Source organism: Nonomuraea sp. NPDC050153 (genome assembly GCF_044460125.1).
GTDB lineage: Bacteria > Actinomycetota > Actinomycetes > Streptosporangiales > Streptosporangiaceae > Nonomuraea.
Genome location: NZ_JBITJQ010000023.1, coordinates 176,769 through 192,657 on the forward strand (window position 1 = coordinate 176,769; position 15,889 = coordinate 192,657).

A 15,889-nucleotide genomic window follows, 5' to 3' on the forward strand; every position below is an offset into this window, starting at 1 on the left:
CTTTCCTATTTAATACTACGATCAATGCAGCGTATCGCGGTGCGTGATGCCCCATCACGCTCCTGCGGCGCGTGGACGCCCTGCCTCACCGGCTCGGCGCCTTACTGTCCGGAGGTCCTCGTGACTCGTCGTGTCCCTGCCCTCCTCACCGCCCTGCTCGCCGGTGTCGGCGCGCTGTCCATCTCCGCCGCACCAGCGCAGGCGGCAGTCGTGGAGGTGACCTACAGTCCGCTCTCACTCGGCGATTACTGCTCCGCCCAGGTCAATTCCTCCTCCACCATCGGCTTCTACAACGGCGGCCTGAGCTGCTACCGCTGGAGCAGCGGCGGCTCCGGCATGACCTACACCGGAAGCGGAAGCGCCTCCGCCGCGTGCGCGTACTTCAACCCCACCTACACCCTCCTCAGCTATGCACAGGGCGCCAGCCAGGCATTGACCTGCAGATACTCGGTCTGACAAGAGCTTCATCCCCCGACCCGAGCCAGACCCCCGCGCGCCGCCAGGGCGCGGGGGCCAGGTTGTACCGCCCGGCCCACCGACGCCGGCCAGGGGCATCGGCGCACGTGCCGGTTGCCGGCACAGGGCTTCCGAACCCGTGTGCCGTTAATCCGTTGCCGGCCACCATGAGCGTCGCCGATGATTGCCGCCATGGCCACGACTCGACGAGCCGACATGTTCACCGCGGACGGCAAGCCGTCCGACGACGACCCGCGTGAGAACGGACCGACGCTGGGCGACGAGCGCGCCACGCTGGTCGAAGCACTGCGCTGCGCACGCCTCACCTTGGAGATCAAATGTGCGGGTCTCGACGCGGAGGCCATGGCGCGGCGTTCCGTCGAGCCGTCGACGATGTCACTCCTGGGGCTGGTGCGACACCTCGCCGAGGTCGAGCGTTCGACGTTCCAGGTGATGATGGCGGGACAGGAGGCGCCCCGGCTGTACTGCTCCGGCACCGACCGTGACGGTGACTTCGACGGTGCCGTCCCCGACCCTCAGGTGGTTGCCGAGGCGTGGGACGCATGGCGTGCGGAGGTGGACTTCGCCACGCGGTTCGTGGCCGAGGCGGCCAGTCTCGACGTCACCGGCGACGATCCCCTGAACCAGCACGGCAGCGGTGGAGGGGCGATGTCGCTGCGCGAGGTGCTGGTCGGCATGATCTGGGAGTACGGCCGCCACATGGGTCACGTCGACCTGCTGCGCGAGCGGATCGACGGACGCGTAGGCCAGTAGCGACCTCGCCGTTCCTCGCCCAAAGGGCCGGCAGGCGATCGAGGACACCGCCGTCCCGGTCCGCCCTTAGTGCGGGAACGCCTTCGGCGGGCGGGGCGTCACCTCGTCGCGGAACGCCTCGATCACGGAGACGACCTGGCGCATGAGCACGGTGTCCCGGAGCCGGTCCAGGTAGAGCGAGCGCCGGGCCAGCGCGTCGAGGTCCACGGCGAAGTAGATGGCCATCAGCGGATTGACGAACAGCTCGCTGCCCTTCGTCCTGTCGGTGAAGCGCACGTCCCCGAACTCGCCGCGCACGGCCGCCGCGATCGAGCCGTTCACGATGCTCGGGTACGCCGGCAGTTCGGCCTGGGCGTGGGCGACGGCGTCGAGGTAGAGCGCGCCCGCCTTCGTGGACCTGGAGACGGAGAACGCGCCCAGGTAGGCGCCCTCGCGTTCCAGTGCTGCCAGGTTCTCCAGGACCTGTACGTGGTTGACGCCGTGATAGGCGTCCACGCCGAAGCCCAGGCAGGCCACGATCTTCTCGGGGACGTCGAGGGCGTGGACGGCGGCCAGACTCGTCATGTCGTCGGCCGGGGTGCCGAGACCGGCCTCGTCGCCGCGCATGAGGATGTCGGTGCCGCCGTCCACCAGGACGACCGCGTAGCCGGCTGTCGCGACAACAGCCTCCCTGACCCCGCCTCCCGGCCGGTCTTGACCGATCCCTTGACCGGGTGATCAACTGCAGAAGATCCCAGCCGAGGAGCGATCACAACCCCATGGAATCGCACTCCACCCCTGTCGCCCCGATCTCCGCATCGATGTCCCGCCGGGCCGTCCTGGCGGGCGGCGCCGGCGTCGCGCTCGCCGCCGCGATGGCCCCCGTCACCGCCCCACCGGCCAGGGCCGCCGTAAGGGGCGGCGTCGGCAGGACGTCCATCACGTCCGGCACCGACTTCGCCGTCGCGCCCTCACCGGACGGCCGCGTGCTGGCCCTCGACCTGCTCGGTGTCCTGTGGGTGTGCTCCGCCTCCGGCGGCACCGCCCGCCGTCTCACCAGCGACCTGTACGACATCGCCCAGCCCGACTGGTCCCCCGACGGGTCCACGATCGTGTTCCAGTCGTACCGCGACGGCGTCTTCGACCTGTGGACGATCCGGCCCGACGGGTCCGCGATCAAGCAGTTGACCAACGGCCCGTTCGACCACCGCGAGCCCCGCTACAGCCCCGACGGGCGCACCATCGCCTACTCCTCCGACGCCGGCGGCAGCTACGGGATCCACCTGCTCGACGTCGCCACCGGAACGACCCGCGCCCTGACGGACACCTCCAGCGAGGAGTACGAACCGGCCTGGTCGCCCGACGGCACCAAGATCGCCTTCGTCGTCGCCGACACCAGGATCGACGTCATCGACGTCGCCTCCGGCGCGCGCGGCACCGCGGCCACGGTCCCCGCCGGTCAGGTGATTCACCAGCCGTCCTGGATGCCGAACGGCAGCGACCTCGCCTACCACCTCTTCCACGCGGGCGCGAACGACCTGACCAGCACCACGGGTACGCTCGTCACCGGCGAAGAGGTCTTCCCGTTCCGGGCCCGGTTCGCCCCGGACGGCCGCTACTTCTACACCTCCGCCGGCACCATCCGGACTCGCCGCCTCGACTCCACGTCCGCCGGCACCGTCGGCTTCACGGCCGCGCTGACCACGACGACCCCGAAGTACGAGAAGAAGGTCCGGGTCTTCGACGCGCCCGGCTCGTTCCCCGTCGTCGGAATCGGCAGCCCGGCCGTGTCCCCTGACGGGTCGGCCATCGCCTTCCGCGCGCTCAACGACATCTACCTGATGCGGATCGGCGAAAAGCCCGAGCCGCTCTTCCGCGACCGATGGTGGAAGGCCGACCCGGATTTCTCCCCTGACGGGCGACTGCTGGCGTTCGTCACCGACCGCACCGGGACGCTCAACATCTGGGTCCGCGACCTGAGCGCGGGCACCGACCGTCAGCTCACCCGGCTGACCGACTCCGCCGCCCTGTCCGTCCGGTGGTCGCCTGACGGCACGGAGATCGCGTACCTGGATCAGGACGGCGCACTCTGGGTCCTGGAGGTGGCCACCGGCGACGTCCAGAAGGTCTTCGACGCCACCTTCGAACCGGGCCGGCCCACCTGGTCACCCGACGGCAGGACGATCGCGCTGGCCGCGGTCGTGCCGTACTCACGCCGCTACCGTGAGGGCCTGTCCAAGATCCTGCTCCTCGATCGGGCCACCGGCGCCGGCACGTACATCGACCCCGCGCCACACCGTTCCCTGCAGACCCGCGGTGACGACGGGCCGGTCTGGTCACCGGACGGCACCAAGCTCGCCTTCGCCATGGAGTCGCTGCTGTGGGTCCTGCCGGTGGACAGGACCGGACGGCCCACCGGCCCGGCCCATCAGGTCACCCGGGAGGTGTCCGACGCCCCCGTCTGGGCGGGCGACTCCGCCACCCTCCTCTATCTCAACGGCGGGCGCCTGAGGAGCGTGCGCGTCGACGGCACGTCGGCGCGGTCCATCCCGATGCGGCTGACCTGGCGCAACGACACCGGCCCCGGACAGGTCGTGGTCCACGCCGGGCGCATGTGGGACGGCGTCTCCGCGACCGTCGCCCGCGACGTCGACATCGTCGTACGGGGCCAGCGCATCGTGGCGGTCGAGCCGCACCGGGACGGACGGCCCGGCACCCTGATCGACGCCCGCGACCGGTTCGTCATGCCCGGACTGATCGACATCCACCATCACCGTGAGATGCAGGGTTACGCCTACGGTTCGCGGCAGGGGCCGCTGTGGCTCGCCCTCGGCGTCACCACGACGCGTTCCCCCGGCTCGCCCGCCTACCACATGGCCGAGGAGCGCGAGTCGGTGCAGTCCGGCGCCCGGCTCGCGCCGCGTTACCTCGGCACCGGCGAGGCCATCGACGGGCCGCGCATCTACTACAACTTCATGCGCCCGACGTTCTCCCACGACCAGCTGCGGCTCGAACTCGAACGGGCCGACGCCCTCGACTACGACCTGATGAAGTGCTACGTGCGGCTGCCGGTCGTCTGGCACAAGGAGGTCATCGACTGGGCCCACCGCCGCGGCAGGCCGGTCACCTCCCACTACCACTACCCGGCGATCGCCATGGGCGGCGACCAGACCGAGCACGTCGGCGCCACCAGCCGGTTCGGCTACTCGCGCACCGTCACGAACGTCGGCTCGGCCTACTCCGACGTCATCGCCATGTTCAACGCGTCCAGGATGGCCAGAACCCCCACCCTGTTCAACTCCAGCGCCCTCTACCGGGAGGACACCTCGCTGGCCACCGACGAACGAGTCAGCCGGCTCTACCCGAAGTGGCGGATGAAGGCGTTGCAAGCGTCGGTCGACTCGGCGCGCAACGCCGACCCGGCGGCGATCCAGGTGCTCCTCACCAACCTGGGCCATCAGGTCGCGCAGCTCGTGGCGATGGTCCGCGGCGGTGGCGTGGTCACCGTCGGCACCGACGCGCCGATCGACCACCTCGGCGTCAGCCTGCACATGAACCTGCGCGCCATGGTCAAGTTCGGCCTGACGCCGCTGGAAGCGCTCACCGCCGCGACCAGCACGTCCGGCGCGTGCCTCGGCCAGCCGCTGGGCAGGATCGCCAAGGGCATGCACGCCGACCTGGCCATCGTCGACGGCGATCCGCTGTCCCGCATCCAGGACGCCGCGAACGTCACCGCCGTTCTCGTCGGCGGCAGGCACCACACCGTCGCGCAACTCCTCGCACCGTACCCGTCCTCCACCACCACCGACCAGCCCGCACCGGCGGCCTCGGCGCCTGCCGGCAGGGTCAAGGACCGCGTCCCCGTCCACTCAAGCACCGCGGACCAGTGGTGGAACCAGCCTGGCGAACTGCGCAAAGCCCTGACCTCCTGCTGCGACGACCACTAGCCTGCCGAAACGGACCCGCGACTGCCGGAGCACCCTTGGACGGAAGTTGACGGATCCCGTCCGACAGGAAGGGCACACCGTCGCCGGCTGGATCCGCGAACGCCGCCTGGACCAATGCCGGCATGACCTCGCAGATCCCCTCCTGGCCGCCCGCCCGATCAACGCGATCGCGGCCCGCTGGGGCTTCACCAGCGCCGCGCATTTCAGCCAGGCGTTCCGCAGCGCCTACGGCCTTTCACCACGCCAGTTCCGCCAGCAGTGCGTGGCGGTGAACGCAGACTGAAGAGGCGAGCGCCCACCCGCGCTCGCGCGGCGCCGGGATCGGGCCGGAGTCGCCGGCTTGGGGTTCGGCGCGGGATCGGGGCCGGCTAGGAGCCCGGCATCGGCGGCAGATCGTCCAGGAACGGCGCGGGCGGAACGAAGAACAGCCCGCCGGTCATCGCCGTCGAGAAGTCGAGGATCCGGTCGTGGGACGCCTCCCCGGTCCCCAGGAACATGTTGCGCAACATCTGCTCGGTGATCGCGGGGTCGGCGGCGTACCCGATGAAATAGGTGCCGTACGCGCGGTCGCTGTGCCGGAAGAACGGCATGTTGTGGCGCACGATCTTGAGTTCGTTGCCGTCGGCGTCCTCGATGACGGTCAGGGCGATGTGCGCGTTCGCGGGCTTGGCATCGTCGTCCAACTCGATGTCCTCGAGTTTGGTACGGCCGATGGCCCCCTCCTGCTCCTCCACGGACAGGGCGTTCCAGGCCGCGCGGTCATGCAGGTACTTTTGCACGACCACGTATGAGCCGCCTGGGAAGTCCGGCTCCTGAGCGGCCGATGCGTAGGCCCATGCCGCGGCGTCGGCTCCCTCGGGGTTCTCCGTGCCGTCGACGAAACCGAGCAGGTCCCGCGAGTCGAAGTACCCGAAGCCGTGGGTCTCGTCCGCCACCGTCACCGCGCCGGTCAGACGCGCGAGGATCCGGTCGGCCAGCTCGTAGCACAGGTCCATGCGGTTGGCGCGAAGGTGCAGGAGGAGATCACCGGGGTCGTGGGGGCGGTGTGGACGGGGCCCTTGATGCGGGCGAAGGGGTGCAGGTGTGCGGGTCGAGGGCTTGAGATGAGCCGGTCCCAGGCGTCGGAGCCGATCCCGGCCACGGCCTTCAGGGACTCGGGGTCCGGGTCGCGGAAGGCGACCGCGCGGCGCAGCGACGCCAGGGCCGCCAGCGTGTCTCGCACCTGCTGCTCGCCGCCGGGATCGATGGTGAGTACGAGGAACAGCGCCGCCGAGGTCAGCGGGCCGGTCACGTTCTGGGTCGCGGATTCTGCCACGTGGGGATTTTGACACGGGCTCGCCTCCTTGATGCCACCCGACCTGGAATCAGGGACATCCGGGCCGCGGTGACGGAGGCGTTCAAGGCCCATCCCATCTCCGACTTCAGCTCGCGGCTTTCACCGTCTTCGCCTTCCGCTGAGAGGTCCCTGACTTCCTTGGTCGACTCACGTCCATGAGTGATGTCATGGACCGCCGCCCGCCGGGAACGATTGCTTCAGTCAGCACGCCGAACCTGAAATCGGGAGGAACTCATGCCTGTCTCGAAGGCGCACGCAATCTGGAACGGCGACATTCCCAGCGGGTCCGGGAGCTTCACCGCCGGCGACGGCATCGCCGGTGGCGTCACCTACAAGTCCCGGTTTGAGGGCGGCCCCGGGTCCAACCCGGAGCAGCTCATCGGCGCGGCCCACGCCACCTGCTTCTCGATGGCGCTCGCCAGCACGCTCGCCGGCGCGGGCGTCCCCGCCGAGTCGATCGAGACCGCCGCTTCGGTGACGCTGCGGCCGGTCGACGGCGCCCCCACGATCACGAAGATCGAGCTGGTGACGACCGGCAGGGTGCCCGGGCTCGGGGAGGCCGAGTTCCAACGGTTCGCCGAGGTGGCGAAGGCGAACTGCCCGGTGAGCCGCGCGCTGGCAGGCGTACCCGAAGTGACTCTGCAGGCGAGCCTCGCCGGTGAGTGAGGGGCGTCGGTCCCCACGTCGCCGTGCGCGGCACCAGAAGGAGAGGCGCCCAGAACCGTGGCGAGCGAATACGTGCTCCGGATCCCCCTCGAACGGCACATCATCAACACCCGGCGACCCTTCGCCGCCGTCATCGAGGACATCCGCGACGCCGTCGGCAGCTCCGAGGCAGGCGGCGGGCCGCACGAGCCGACGTCGGCCGCCTGCTCCGGCTGCTCGTCGACATGCCGGAGGTGGGCGTGCGCTGTCCCGTGACGATCCTCGTGCAGCAGACCGGTGACGGCGGCACCCGCCTCGTCTACGACACCCTCGCAAGCTCCATCTCCGCGTACGAGGACGAGCAGTCCGTGGTCGTCGCCCGCGGCCTGGACGCCGAGGTCCTGGCCCTTCTGCGGCACGTCGCGGCCGGCGACTGAAACGGGCGAGCGGCAGGGCGGATGCGGATGACAACGAACCCGATACGTCGGCTCGCCGCGTGGTTGCGGCGCCGGGACCCGGACCTGGCCGCCACCCGGCGCGCGGCCCGGACCGCGCTGGTGATGCCCTCCCTGTTCGCGCTCTGCACCCAGGTCTTCCACGCGCCGGTCACCGGCACTTATGCCGCGTACGGCGCGTACGCGATGCTGCTCCTGGTTGAGTTCACCGGGACCGTGGCGGAGCGATTGCGGGCGCATGCGGCGCTGGCCGCGGCGTGGCTCGTGCTGGTCACGCTGGGCACGCTCGCGGCGCATTCGGTCTGGAGCGCGGCGGCGGGCACGGTCGCGGTGGGCCTCGTCGTGATCTTCTCTGGCGTGGTCAGCTCGGTGCTGGCCGGCGCGACGACGTCGCTTCTGCTGGCGTTCATCCTGCCGGTTTCGGCGGCCGCGCCGCTGTCGCAGCTGCCCGATCGGTTGATCGGCGTGATGCTCGCCGCCGGAGCGGCCATGATCGCGGTTTCGTCGTTGTGGCCGAGGACGCCGGCCCCTCCGCTGAGCGCGCCGGCGGCGCAGGTCTGCCGAGCCGCGGCGAGGCAGTTGCGGGCCGAGGCGGATCACTTCGCGGATCCAGCCGGTGGCCCGGCCTTCGCGCAGTGCCGGGCGTTCGGGGAGGAGACCGAGTCGGCCGCGCGGAACCTCCGGGAGGCTTTCACCGCCACCCCCTACCGGCCCACGGGCCTGTCGACCGGGTCCCGGGCACTGGTCCGCCTCGTCGACGAGCTGACCTGGCTGAGCGCGATTCTGGTCGAGTCGGGCCCCAAGGTCGAGGACGGCCCGAGGGGCGACCCGGAGTCCTCAGTGGTACGCGAGGCCGCTGCCGCGGCGCTGGAGTTGGCGGCACAGACCCTCGAAAGTCCGGGCTCCGCGTCGGACCGGCTGCGCGTCCGGGCCGAGGAGCTTCGCCGGGCTTTGGTCGCGCTGGAGGAAGGGGCCGTCAACCGCCTGCCGGCTCCTGACGGCACGGCAGACGGCGGGGCCGGCCTGGACACCTTCGTCGACAGCCTCGATGTGTCCTTCCGGGCCCAGGAGGTGGCCTTCGCCGTCCTGCAGATCGCGCGGAACGTCGACATCGCTCAGGCAGCCGACCGGCGCGGCTGGCTGGACCGCCTGCTCGGCCGCGAACCCGAGTCGCCGACCGGCCCGCTTGCCAGCGCCAGGGAGCGCGCGGCCGCGCACGTCGAACCGCACTCGGTCTGGCTGCACAACAGCATCCGCGGCGCCGTCGGGCTGGGCATCGGGGGCGCGCTGGCCGACGTGACCGGTGTCCAGCACTCCTTCTGGATCATGTTCGGCACGCTGTCGGTGCTGCGCTCCAACGCTCTCAACACCGGGCAGAACGTGTTCAGGGCGCTCGGCGGGACCGTGGCCGGCTCGGTTCTCGGCGCCGCTCTGCTCCAGCTCATCGGGCACGACACGGTTCTGCTGTGGATCCTGCTGCCGGTCGCGGTGCTGCTGTCGGGCATCCTCCCGGCCGCGGTCTCGTTCGCCGCCGGGCAGGCGGCCTTCACGTTCACGCTGGTGATCCTGTTCAACCTCGCCCAGCCGGAGGGCTGGTCGGTGATCCTGTTCCGCATCGAGGACATCGCGCTCGGCTGCGCCGTGAGCCTGGTCGTGGGCCTGCTCTTCTGGCCGCGCGGCGCCTCGGCCGCCGTCAGCAGGGCGCTGGCGCAGGCGTACGCCGACAGTGCCCGCTACCTGGTCGGCGCGGTGGACTACGCGGTGTCCCGCTGCGGGTCCGAGCCCGCCGAGGTTCCGGGGGAGGCCCGACGGGCGGCTGCCGCGGCCCGCCGGCTCGACGACGCCTTCCGGACGTACCTGGCGGAGCGGGGTTCGAAGCCCGTCCCGCTGGGCGAGATGACGACCTTGGTCACCGGTGTCGTGGGGCTCCGCCTGGCCGCCGACGCGGTCCTGGAGCTGTGGCGGCGGTCGTCGGGCGTCCTGCCGATCGAGGACCGTGCCGCCGCGCGGCAGGAGTTGTCGCTCATGGCGGAGCGGGTCCTCCGGTGGTACGGAGGTCTCGCCGACGGGCTGGCCGGCGAAGGGCCGGTGCCGGAGCCGTTGCCGTCCGACCGGCGGAACATCGGCAGGCTGGTCGAAGCGGTCCGCCGGGACCTGTACGGCGTGGACGGGCGGGCGACGGGGACGGGCGTCCGCGTCCTCTGGACCGGCGACCATCTTGAGGCGGTACGGCGGCTTCAGCCCGGCATCGCGGCGGCCGCGAAGACATGGTCGCGCCGTCGAGGCCGGTGAACGGCGCCACTGCCGGCAGAAACTCCATTGCAGACCAGACCTCTCTTGCGGCGTTCCGGGGCGTGTTCCACGACCGAGGCGGAGAAGGCGCTCGTGGCCGCGCCGGTGGCGAGGCCTTGGATGGTGCGGGCCGCGTTGACCCAGCCGGTGTTCGGAGCGAAGACGAACATGAGCGTCTCCCCGAGCTCCACCGCAGGAGCTGATCAGCCACTACGGCATCCCGGTGAACGCCGCCCTCTTGTGTGGCGGGGCCGCCGCGGCCGGTGAGAACGAGCCGGACTGCCCGCGCGACCGGCGGGCGGAAGCAGCCGGCTTCGACTCCAGGCCCGGACGCACCTTCAGCGGCGACGACGTCATCGACCGGGTGGTCGCCTCCATCATCTACCGGGCAAGCTTCCTGCCCTGGACGCTGCCCGAGGTGGACGCGCGCGTACGTCGATGACCTCTGCGACCGCTCCGCCTGAAGCCGTTTCGGGAGCCCGGCGAGCGTGGCACGCACATCCTCGGAAGTCAGTTCCGAGTCCCTCGGGTCGGGCGCGGGCCGGCGATCAGCGCGTCGCGTTGTGTGGAGCTCAGGCGGTCCGGCCTCGGGGCGATGGCGTACGCGCCGCGCCCGACCTGCTCCACGGCGAGCGGGTCGGAGAGGATCGGGCGACGGCCGATCGCGTCCAGGGCGTCGACCGCCCGCCGCACGGGCCAGTCCAGCGCAGTGGCGAGGTCGTCCACGGTGAGTGGCCGAGCGGCGTACACCAGCGCGGCCAGCACCGTCAGCGCGTCGCGCACGACGGCGTCGGTGAGGCCGCTGTCGTTCATCTGCTCGCTGATCCAGGCGAAGAACTGAGCCATCTGACCCAGCCGGGTGCCGGCGGGCGTGCCGGAGCCGAAGATCTCGATCCCGTGCCGCGCGGCCGCCGCGACCTCGGCGTGTGCCCCCGTGTCGGCTTTGAACGCCCGGAGCCACACGTCGTCGTCGATGACGTACCGCTCGCGGCGGCCGGAATCCTGGGTACGCCTGACCAGCTCGATCGCCTCGAGGTAGCCGATGGCCTTGGAGACCGACGCCGGGCTGACCTGTAGCCGGCGTACGAGCTCGGCGGACGTCAGGCCCCCGGAGTCGGAGGTGAGCAGGCAGACGAACACGCGAGCGGGCATCCGGGGAAGTCCGGTCCCGACCAGCAGCGTCGCGAACTGCTCCACGAAACCGCGCACGGACTCGGCCGGCCGCCCGTCGGCCGGTGGCTCCGTGGCCTGAACCGGTCTGCGGCGGCGGGCTCGCTGCCCGGCGGTCTGCTGGGCGCGGTCGGCCAGGTAGCCGCCGGGCGCCCTGTTGCGTGCCACTTCGCGGCTGATCGTGGACGTGGGCCTGCCCAGCCGCCGGGCGATCTCGGCGTATCCCAGCCCTTCGCCCAGCCAGATCGCGATCTGCCGGCGATTCTCGTGGGTCAGCCTGCCTCCGGGCATCGGCACGCCCTCCTGTCGGTTCGGGTCCACGGGTGCGTTCACCAACAGTACATTGCAACGGCCGATCGATATGAATTGCATTTATCAACAATGTTGTTGCAACGATTGACGCGAAAACCTGCTGTTTCGAGGTCATCGGTGCGACTTTTCGTTGACCAGACTTGAAATGCAACGTAGCCTTTTCCCCCTTGGAAAGGTTCGGGCGAGACGAGGAACCCCCTTATGGCAAGAGCGTTGGATGTGACCCGGATGCGAGCTCGCGTCGCCGAGCTGCTCGCGGAATACCGGATCCCGAGCGCCGCGATCGGCGTCCTGCGCGACGGAGAGATCACCGATTTCGCCGTCGGCGTCAAGAACATCTCCACGCGGGAGCCCGCGACGACCGACACCGTCTACCAGTGCGGCTCCGTGTCCAAGACATGGACCGCCCTCGCCTTCATGCAGCTCGTCGACGAGGGGAAAGTCGCCCTGGACGAGCCGGTGCGGACCTACCTCCCTGATTTCCGGGTCGCCGACCCCGACGTCAGCGCCAAGGTCACACCCCGCCGGCTCCTCAACCACACCAACGGCATCGAGGAGGACTACGGAGATCCGGGCGAGGACGACGACGTGTACGAGCGCATGGTGGAGAACATCACCGGCGCGCGCCAGGTCCACCCCTTGGGCCACACCCACGGCTACAGCGCGGCCCTGGGCTACGCGATCCTCGCCCGCGTCATGGAGGTGATCGACGGCCGGCGGTGGGACGGCATCATGAAGGATCGCCTGTTCGACCCCTTGGGGCTGACCTCGACGAGCAGCCGGCGCGAGCACGTGGACCAGGATCGGGCCGCGACCGGATACCTGATCCGATCCCTCGAAGAGGGGCCCGTCCTGTCACCGCTGGGTCACCTGCCGCGCTCCTTCGGCCCCGGAGGCAACGTCAGCACGACCGCCCGGGAATTGCTCACGATGGCGTACGTCTTCCTCAACGAGGGAAAGGCGCCGAACGGGACCAGAATCGTCTCACCCGGCATCATCCGCGAGATGACGGAGTCGCGGGTCCCCATACCTGACCCGTACATGTTCGGGCCGGAATGGGCGCTCGGCCTCATCGTGTGCGACTGGCACGGCCAGACCGTCTACGCCCACGACGGCAGCGCCGTCAGCCAGAGCGCCCGCCTGCGGATCCTGCCGGAATCGAACATCGCCGTCTCGATGCTGGCGAACGCCGGGCCGCGCGACGGCTTCTACCGGAAAGTGTTCAACGAAATCCTGGCCGACCTCGGCGCGGTCACGATCCCCGGTCTACCGGAGCCCGACCCGACCCTGGCCCTCGATCTGTCCAGGTACGAAGGCTCCTACGAGCGCCCCGGCACCCGCTACGAAGTGGCGGCCGAACGCGGGAAGCTCCACCTCAAATTCACCCTGAACCCCATGGAGGCGCAACTCCTCAACAAACCGGAACAGCTCGACTACGAGCTGCTCCCGATCAGCGAGACCCATTTCTTGATGCCTTCGGACGATCCGCTCGAAGACCCCCAGACCGTTGCGATCTACGGCTTCAAGAACGGTGCCGCACAGTATCTCCACACCAATTGCCGAGTAAATCCGAAAGTCAATGAGGAGGATGCCACGATGCACGTCATGGCTGTTTCCAAGATTTCCGACAACGACGGTTTCTGGGATTCCCTGAAGAAGGCGTACGGCCGGCTGCCCAAGGGCGCCAGGTGGACGCTGGCGGTGGCGAGCACCGACGGGACCAAGGCGGTGAACGTCATCATTCATGACTCGATCGACGGCGTCAGGAGCTTCTTCGAGGATCACGCCGGCGCCTTCGCCGCGACGGAATACTTCGAGGCCGACGCGGCCAACGCGATCGGCCTCCCCGCGAAGTAGCCGCTCCTCGCACTGCCGTCCGCGGCAGCCGTTACCCGGGTGGGCGGAGCAGCCGGACGGCGTCAGCGATGACCACCCCATCTGCGGCGTTGCTCAGCTCGATCCGGCCCACCCCCTCGGGGATGCGGAACGTGCCGAGCGAGACCCAGGAGCCCCCGCGCGGTTCCGTCACCCCGCTGCCGCGCTGACTGATCCGTACGAGCGTGGTCCCGCCGGCGTGGCGGATCGTGAAGGGCGCGTTGCTCGCGCGGTTCGCATGCCCGGTGAACGAGACCTGCACCTCGTAGTCGCCGGTGTGCGGGACCACCGGCCGCCACCGGACGACATGGTCGCCCGTGCCGGGGGGCGCCCATCGGTAGTCGCCGCCCCGGTAGCCCGGCACGCTTGAGCTGGCCGACCAGGTGCCGCTGATCACCTCGTAGCCGAGCTCGTCGTTGTCGACCACCGCCTCCTCCCGGACGTCGGGCTGCGAGGGCGCGTCGATCAAGCTCAGCGTGTCCAGCGAGACCAGCCTGCCGCCGCCGCGGCCCACCCCGGACGCGGTGAACCGGATCTTGTGCGAGCCGGATGTCAGCTCGAGGCTGCCGAGTTGTGCGACGTCGTAGCCGTCGGCCCGGTCGGCGGTGGTGTCCACCAGCGCGGCCCGGGGCTTGAGACCGTCGACCGAGACGGTGACCAGACCTCCGGCAGCGCTCCGGAAGTAGCGCAGCAGCAGCTCATAGGTGCCGGGTGTCGGGACGTTCACGGTGTATTCGACGTAGGCGCCGGTCTGAGACGAGGTGAACACCACCCGTTTCCCTCCACGGGCCACGGGGTCCTGGACGACGGACATGGTGCCGCCCGACGTGGAGGCGGTGGTGGTGAGATCGAGGAGCCGTTCGGTGTAGCCGGGCCCTCCGGACAAGCTGTCACGGCCGTTGCTCAGCCATTCGAGCGTGAACCGGCACATGACCACCCGGCGGGGGAAGCTGGGGTTGTCGCCGTCACGGCCGTACACGAGCAGGATCCTGCCATCGGAGAGCCGGCCGAGTTCTGAGTAGTACGACCGCCCCTCGTTGATCACCCGGCTGTAGCGGAAGGAGTGCGCGTCGTCGTAGCTGATCGATACGGTCAGGTTGGTGCGCACGGGGGAGTCGGGGCGGCTGAACAGCACCCTGCTCACGTCGGACGCGCCCGGCCCGCCGGTGTAGCGCAGCAGGCTCGCGTCCACGGCGTTGAACGTGCCGGTGGCCCCGTCGAGACGCGGCGGCGACCAGGTCAGCCCGCGATCGACGCTGACCGACACGATCCGCTGCCGGTTGCCGCCCGCCGCGGCCCGGCCGTTGATCAGCACCGTGCCGTCGGACCTCTGGACGAGCCTGGCCTCGTTGACGGGGTAGGCGACGGAGACCGGCACCTCACCTGTGGCATGCCAGGTCCGGCCGTGGTCGTCACTGTAGATCGACGCCACGCCGTAGTAGCGTTCCGTAACAGTGTTGCCTGTGACCGCGCGGCGGTGGGCGCAGTTGAGCAGCAGCCGGCCGTTATCCAATTGGATGCCGTGTCCAGGGCCGGGGCCGTGCAGTGTCCATCCGTATGGGAAGTGGGCGAACAGGCCCGACATGTCGCGCGGTGCGCTCCAGGTGCGACCACCGTCGCCACTGGAGATCATGTACAGATCGCCGATGTCGCCGGAGCAGCCGGTGTTCTCCGGCAGTCGGATGGAGAGCATGTAGAACAGGAAGATGCCGCCGGTGATCCGGTCGAGCACGAAAGTCGGGTTTCCCCACGACCGGCCGCCGACCGAGGCGAGCAGCGTCTGCGTGGGTTCCCAGGTGTCGCCCCCGTCGGGGCTACGGCGGACAAGCAGGTCTCGGGGGCCCGCGTCGCAGACCTCGTGCCGGCCTTCCGTGACGACCAGGACAGTGTCGTCCGGCAGCACGGCCAGCCCGTGAACGTGGTAACTCTCCAGCGGATCCACGGTGTTGTCCCACAGCGTCGTCTCGTCGAACGGCACCGCCGATCGCCGTGACCCCGTCGCGCTCGCGGGCAAGGCGGGGCCGAGCGCGGCAGCCAACGACGCTGCGGCGACTGTGAGACCGAAGGCTCGGCGCCCGATGGGGGAGCGGTGGGAATCAGGCTGCGACATGTGCTGCCTCCGGCAAGGGGGGATGGGGGCAAGGGCCGGCGATCAGTCAGGAGCGGGTGCGGGGCGGACGCGTTCGGTAGATCATCTCACCGGACGAGGGAGATGCCGATCACCTTGCCCGCCTTGGAAATTCATCCTCCGGCGCCAATGCCGCGTACTGCCTGTCGGCCGGCCGCAGCGGCGGGGGTCCGGGTCAAATGCTGCACGACCGGTTCACTCGGAAGTGCCGGTCCACCCCGGTTCCGGGATGCGAAAGCGCGTCCACCGCTTCGGCCCGAGCCGGCGAGTCACCCTCCGCGCTGGTCGGGCTCTCGTGGGAGGTCGAGGTGGGTGGTCATGAGGGTGTCGATGAGGGTGTCGAGTGGGGGCCAGGGCACGGTGGGCCGGGCGGCGCGGAGGGTGAGCAGGCCGTGCAGGGCGCCCCAGAGGCACAGGGTGGCCAAGTAGGGGTCGGTGATCTTGGTCAGGCCGGCGTCGGTGCAGGCCTTGAACACCCGTTGGGTGATCTCGATGGCTGCCAGGCCTGGGCGGTCGTCGG

Annotated in this window: 15 protein-coding genes; 10 read left to right on the forward strand and 5 right to left on the reverse strand. The window is 70.1% G+C overall.

Annotated elements, in window-relative coordinates; all coding sequences use genetic code 11:
- Positions 1-120: 120 nt before the first annotated feature.
- Together ACIBQ1_RS40945 and ACIBQ1_RS40950 are read left to right on the forward strand one after the other, a co-directional pair.
- Positions 121-456 (forward strand): hypothetical protein, encoded by a 336-nt coding sequence (locus tag ACIBQ1_RS40945; RefSeq protein ID WP_397285624.1) that lies wholly within the window; start codon positions 121-123, stop codon positions 454-456.
- Between the two features lie 192 nt (positions 457-648).
- Positions 649-1,230, forward strand: a complete 582-nt coding sequence (locus ACIBQ1_RS40950) for a DinB family protein (protein ID WP_397285625.1) — start codon at positions 649-651, stop codon at positions 1,228-1,230.
- A gap of 66 nt (positions 1,231-1,296) precedes the next feature.
- Here the strand turns inward: ACIBQ1_RS40950 and ACIBQ1_RS40955 are convergent, their stop codons facing one another.
- Entirely contained in the window at positions 1,297-1,860 is a 564-nt protein-coding gene (locus ACIBQ1_RS40955; protein WP_397285627.1) for a DUF1152 domain-containing protein, read from the reverse strand.
- Positions 1,861-1,988: 128 nt separating this feature from the next.
- Between ACIBQ1_RS40955 and ACIBQ1_RS40960 the strand changes: the two genes are divergently transcribed.
- Positions 1,989-5,156, forward strand: coding sequence for an amidohydrolase family protein (locus ACIBQ1_RS40960; protein ID WP_397285629.1), 3,168 nt, complete (start codon positions 1,989-1,991; stop codon positions 5,154-5,156).
- Positions 5,157-5,202: 46 nt separating this feature from the next.
- Complete coding sequence (locus ACIBQ1_RS40965; RefSeq protein ID WP_397285631.1) at positions 5,203-5,439, forward strand: helix-turn-helix transcriptional regulator; 237 nt, start codon at positions 5,203-5,205, stop codon at positions 5,437-5,439.
- Positions 5,440-5,524: 85 nt separating this feature from the next.
- On the opposite strand, the gene ACIBQ1_RS40970 is transcribed toward ACIBQ1_RS40965, so the two are convergent.
- Entirely contained in the window at positions 5,525-6,487 is a 963-nt protein-coding gene (locus tag ACIBQ1_RS40970; RefSeq protein ID WP_397285633.1) for a Dyp-type peroxidase, read from the reverse strand.
- A gap of 239 nt (positions 6,488-6,726) precedes the next feature.
- Between ACIBQ1_RS40970 and ACIBQ1_RS40975 the strand changes: the two genes are divergently transcribed.
- The 5 genes from ACIBQ1_RS40975 (at position 6,727) to ACIBQ1_RS40995 (ending at position 10,326) form a co-directional block, all read left to right on the forward strand.
- Positions 6,727-7,158: an OsmC family peroxiredoxin gene (locus ACIBQ1_RS40975; RefSeq protein WP_397285635.1), complete on the forward strand. Its 432-nt coding sequence runs from the start codon at positions 6,727-6,729 to the stop codon at positions 7,156-7,158.
- Between the two features lie 57 nt (positions 7,159-7,215).
- Positions 7,216-7,413: a hypothetical protein gene (locus ACIBQ1_RS40980; protein WP_397285637.1), complete on the forward strand. Its 198-nt coding sequence runs from the start codon at positions 7,216-7,218 to the stop codon at positions 7,411-7,413.
- On the forward strand, positions 7,398-7,574 hold the full coding sequence (locus ACIBQ1_RS40985) for a hypothetical protein (RefSeq protein ID WP_397285639.1): 177 nt from the start codon (positions 7,398-7,400) through the stop codon (positions 7,572-7,574). The genes ACIBQ1_RS40980 and ACIBQ1_RS40985 overlap by 16 nt, the downstream gene beginning before the upstream one ends.
- Positions 7,575-7,601: 27 nt before the next feature.
- A complete protein-coding gene (locus ACIBQ1_RS40990) occupies positions 7,602-9,884 on the forward strand; it encodes an FUSC family protein (RefSeq protein ID WP_397285641.1) in 2,283 nt (760 codons plus the stop codon).
- 223 nt (positions 9,885-10,107) lie between these two features.
- A complete protein-coding gene (locus ACIBQ1_RS40995) occupies positions 10,108-10,326 on the forward strand; it encodes a hypothetical protein (RefSeq protein ID WP_397285643.1) in 219 nt (72 codons plus the stop codon).
- Between the two features lie 68 nt (positions 10,327-10,394).
- Here the strand turns inward: ACIBQ1_RS40995 and ACIBQ1_RS41000 are convergent, their stop codons facing one another.
- Complete coding sequence (locus tag ACIBQ1_RS41000; RefSeq protein ID WP_397285645.1) at positions 10,395-11,387, reverse strand: helix-turn-helix domain-containing protein; 993 nt, start codon at positions 11,385-11,387, stop codon at positions 10,395-10,397.
- A gap of 207 nt (positions 11,388-11,594) precedes the next feature.
- On the opposite strand from ACIBQ1_RS41000, the gene ACIBQ1_RS41005 reads away from it, so the two are divergent.
- On the forward strand, positions 11,595-13,223 hold the full coding sequence (locus ACIBQ1_RS41005; RefSeq protein ID WP_397285647.1) for a serine hydrolase: 1,629 nt from the start codon (positions 11,595-11,597) through the stop codon (positions 13,221-13,223).
- A gap of 31 nt (positions 13,224-13,254) precedes the next feature.
- On the opposite strand, the gene ACIBQ1_RS41010 is transcribed toward ACIBQ1_RS41005, so the two are convergent.
- Positions 13,255-15,219: an exo-alpha-sialidase gene (locus ACIBQ1_RS41010; RefSeq protein WP_397285649.1), complete on the reverse strand. Its 1,965-nt coding sequence runs from the start codon at positions 15,217-15,219 to the stop codon at positions 13,255-13,257.
- 419 nt (positions 15,220-15,638) lie between these two features.
- The coding region (locus ACIBQ1_RS41015; RefSeq protein WP_397285651.1) for a TetR-like C-terminal domain-containing protein at positions 15,639-15,889 on the reverse strand (251 nt) is incomplete at its 5' end.

Coding starts and splice junctions, on each gene's coding strand:
- ACIBQ1_RS40950 (WP_397285625.1), top strand. CDS start 649: ATGGCCACGACTCGACGAGCCGACATGTTCACCGCGGACGGCAAGCCG.
- ACIBQ1_RS40960 (WP_397285629.1), top strand. CDS start 1,989: ATGGAATCGCACTCCACCCCTGTCGCCCCGATCTCCGCATCGATGTCC.
- ACIBQ1_RS40975 (WP_397285635.1), top strand. CDS start 6,727: ATGCCTGTCTCGAAGGCGCACGCAATCTGGAACGGCGACATTCCCAGC.
- ACIBQ1_RS40990 (WP_397285641.1), top strand. CDS start 7,602: ATGACAACGAACCCGATACGTCGGCTCGCCGCGTGGTTGCGGCGCCGG.
- ACIBQ1_RS41005 (WP_397285647.1), top strand. CDS start 11,595: ATGCGAGCTCGCGTCGCCGAGCTGCTCGCGGAATACCGGATCCCGAGC.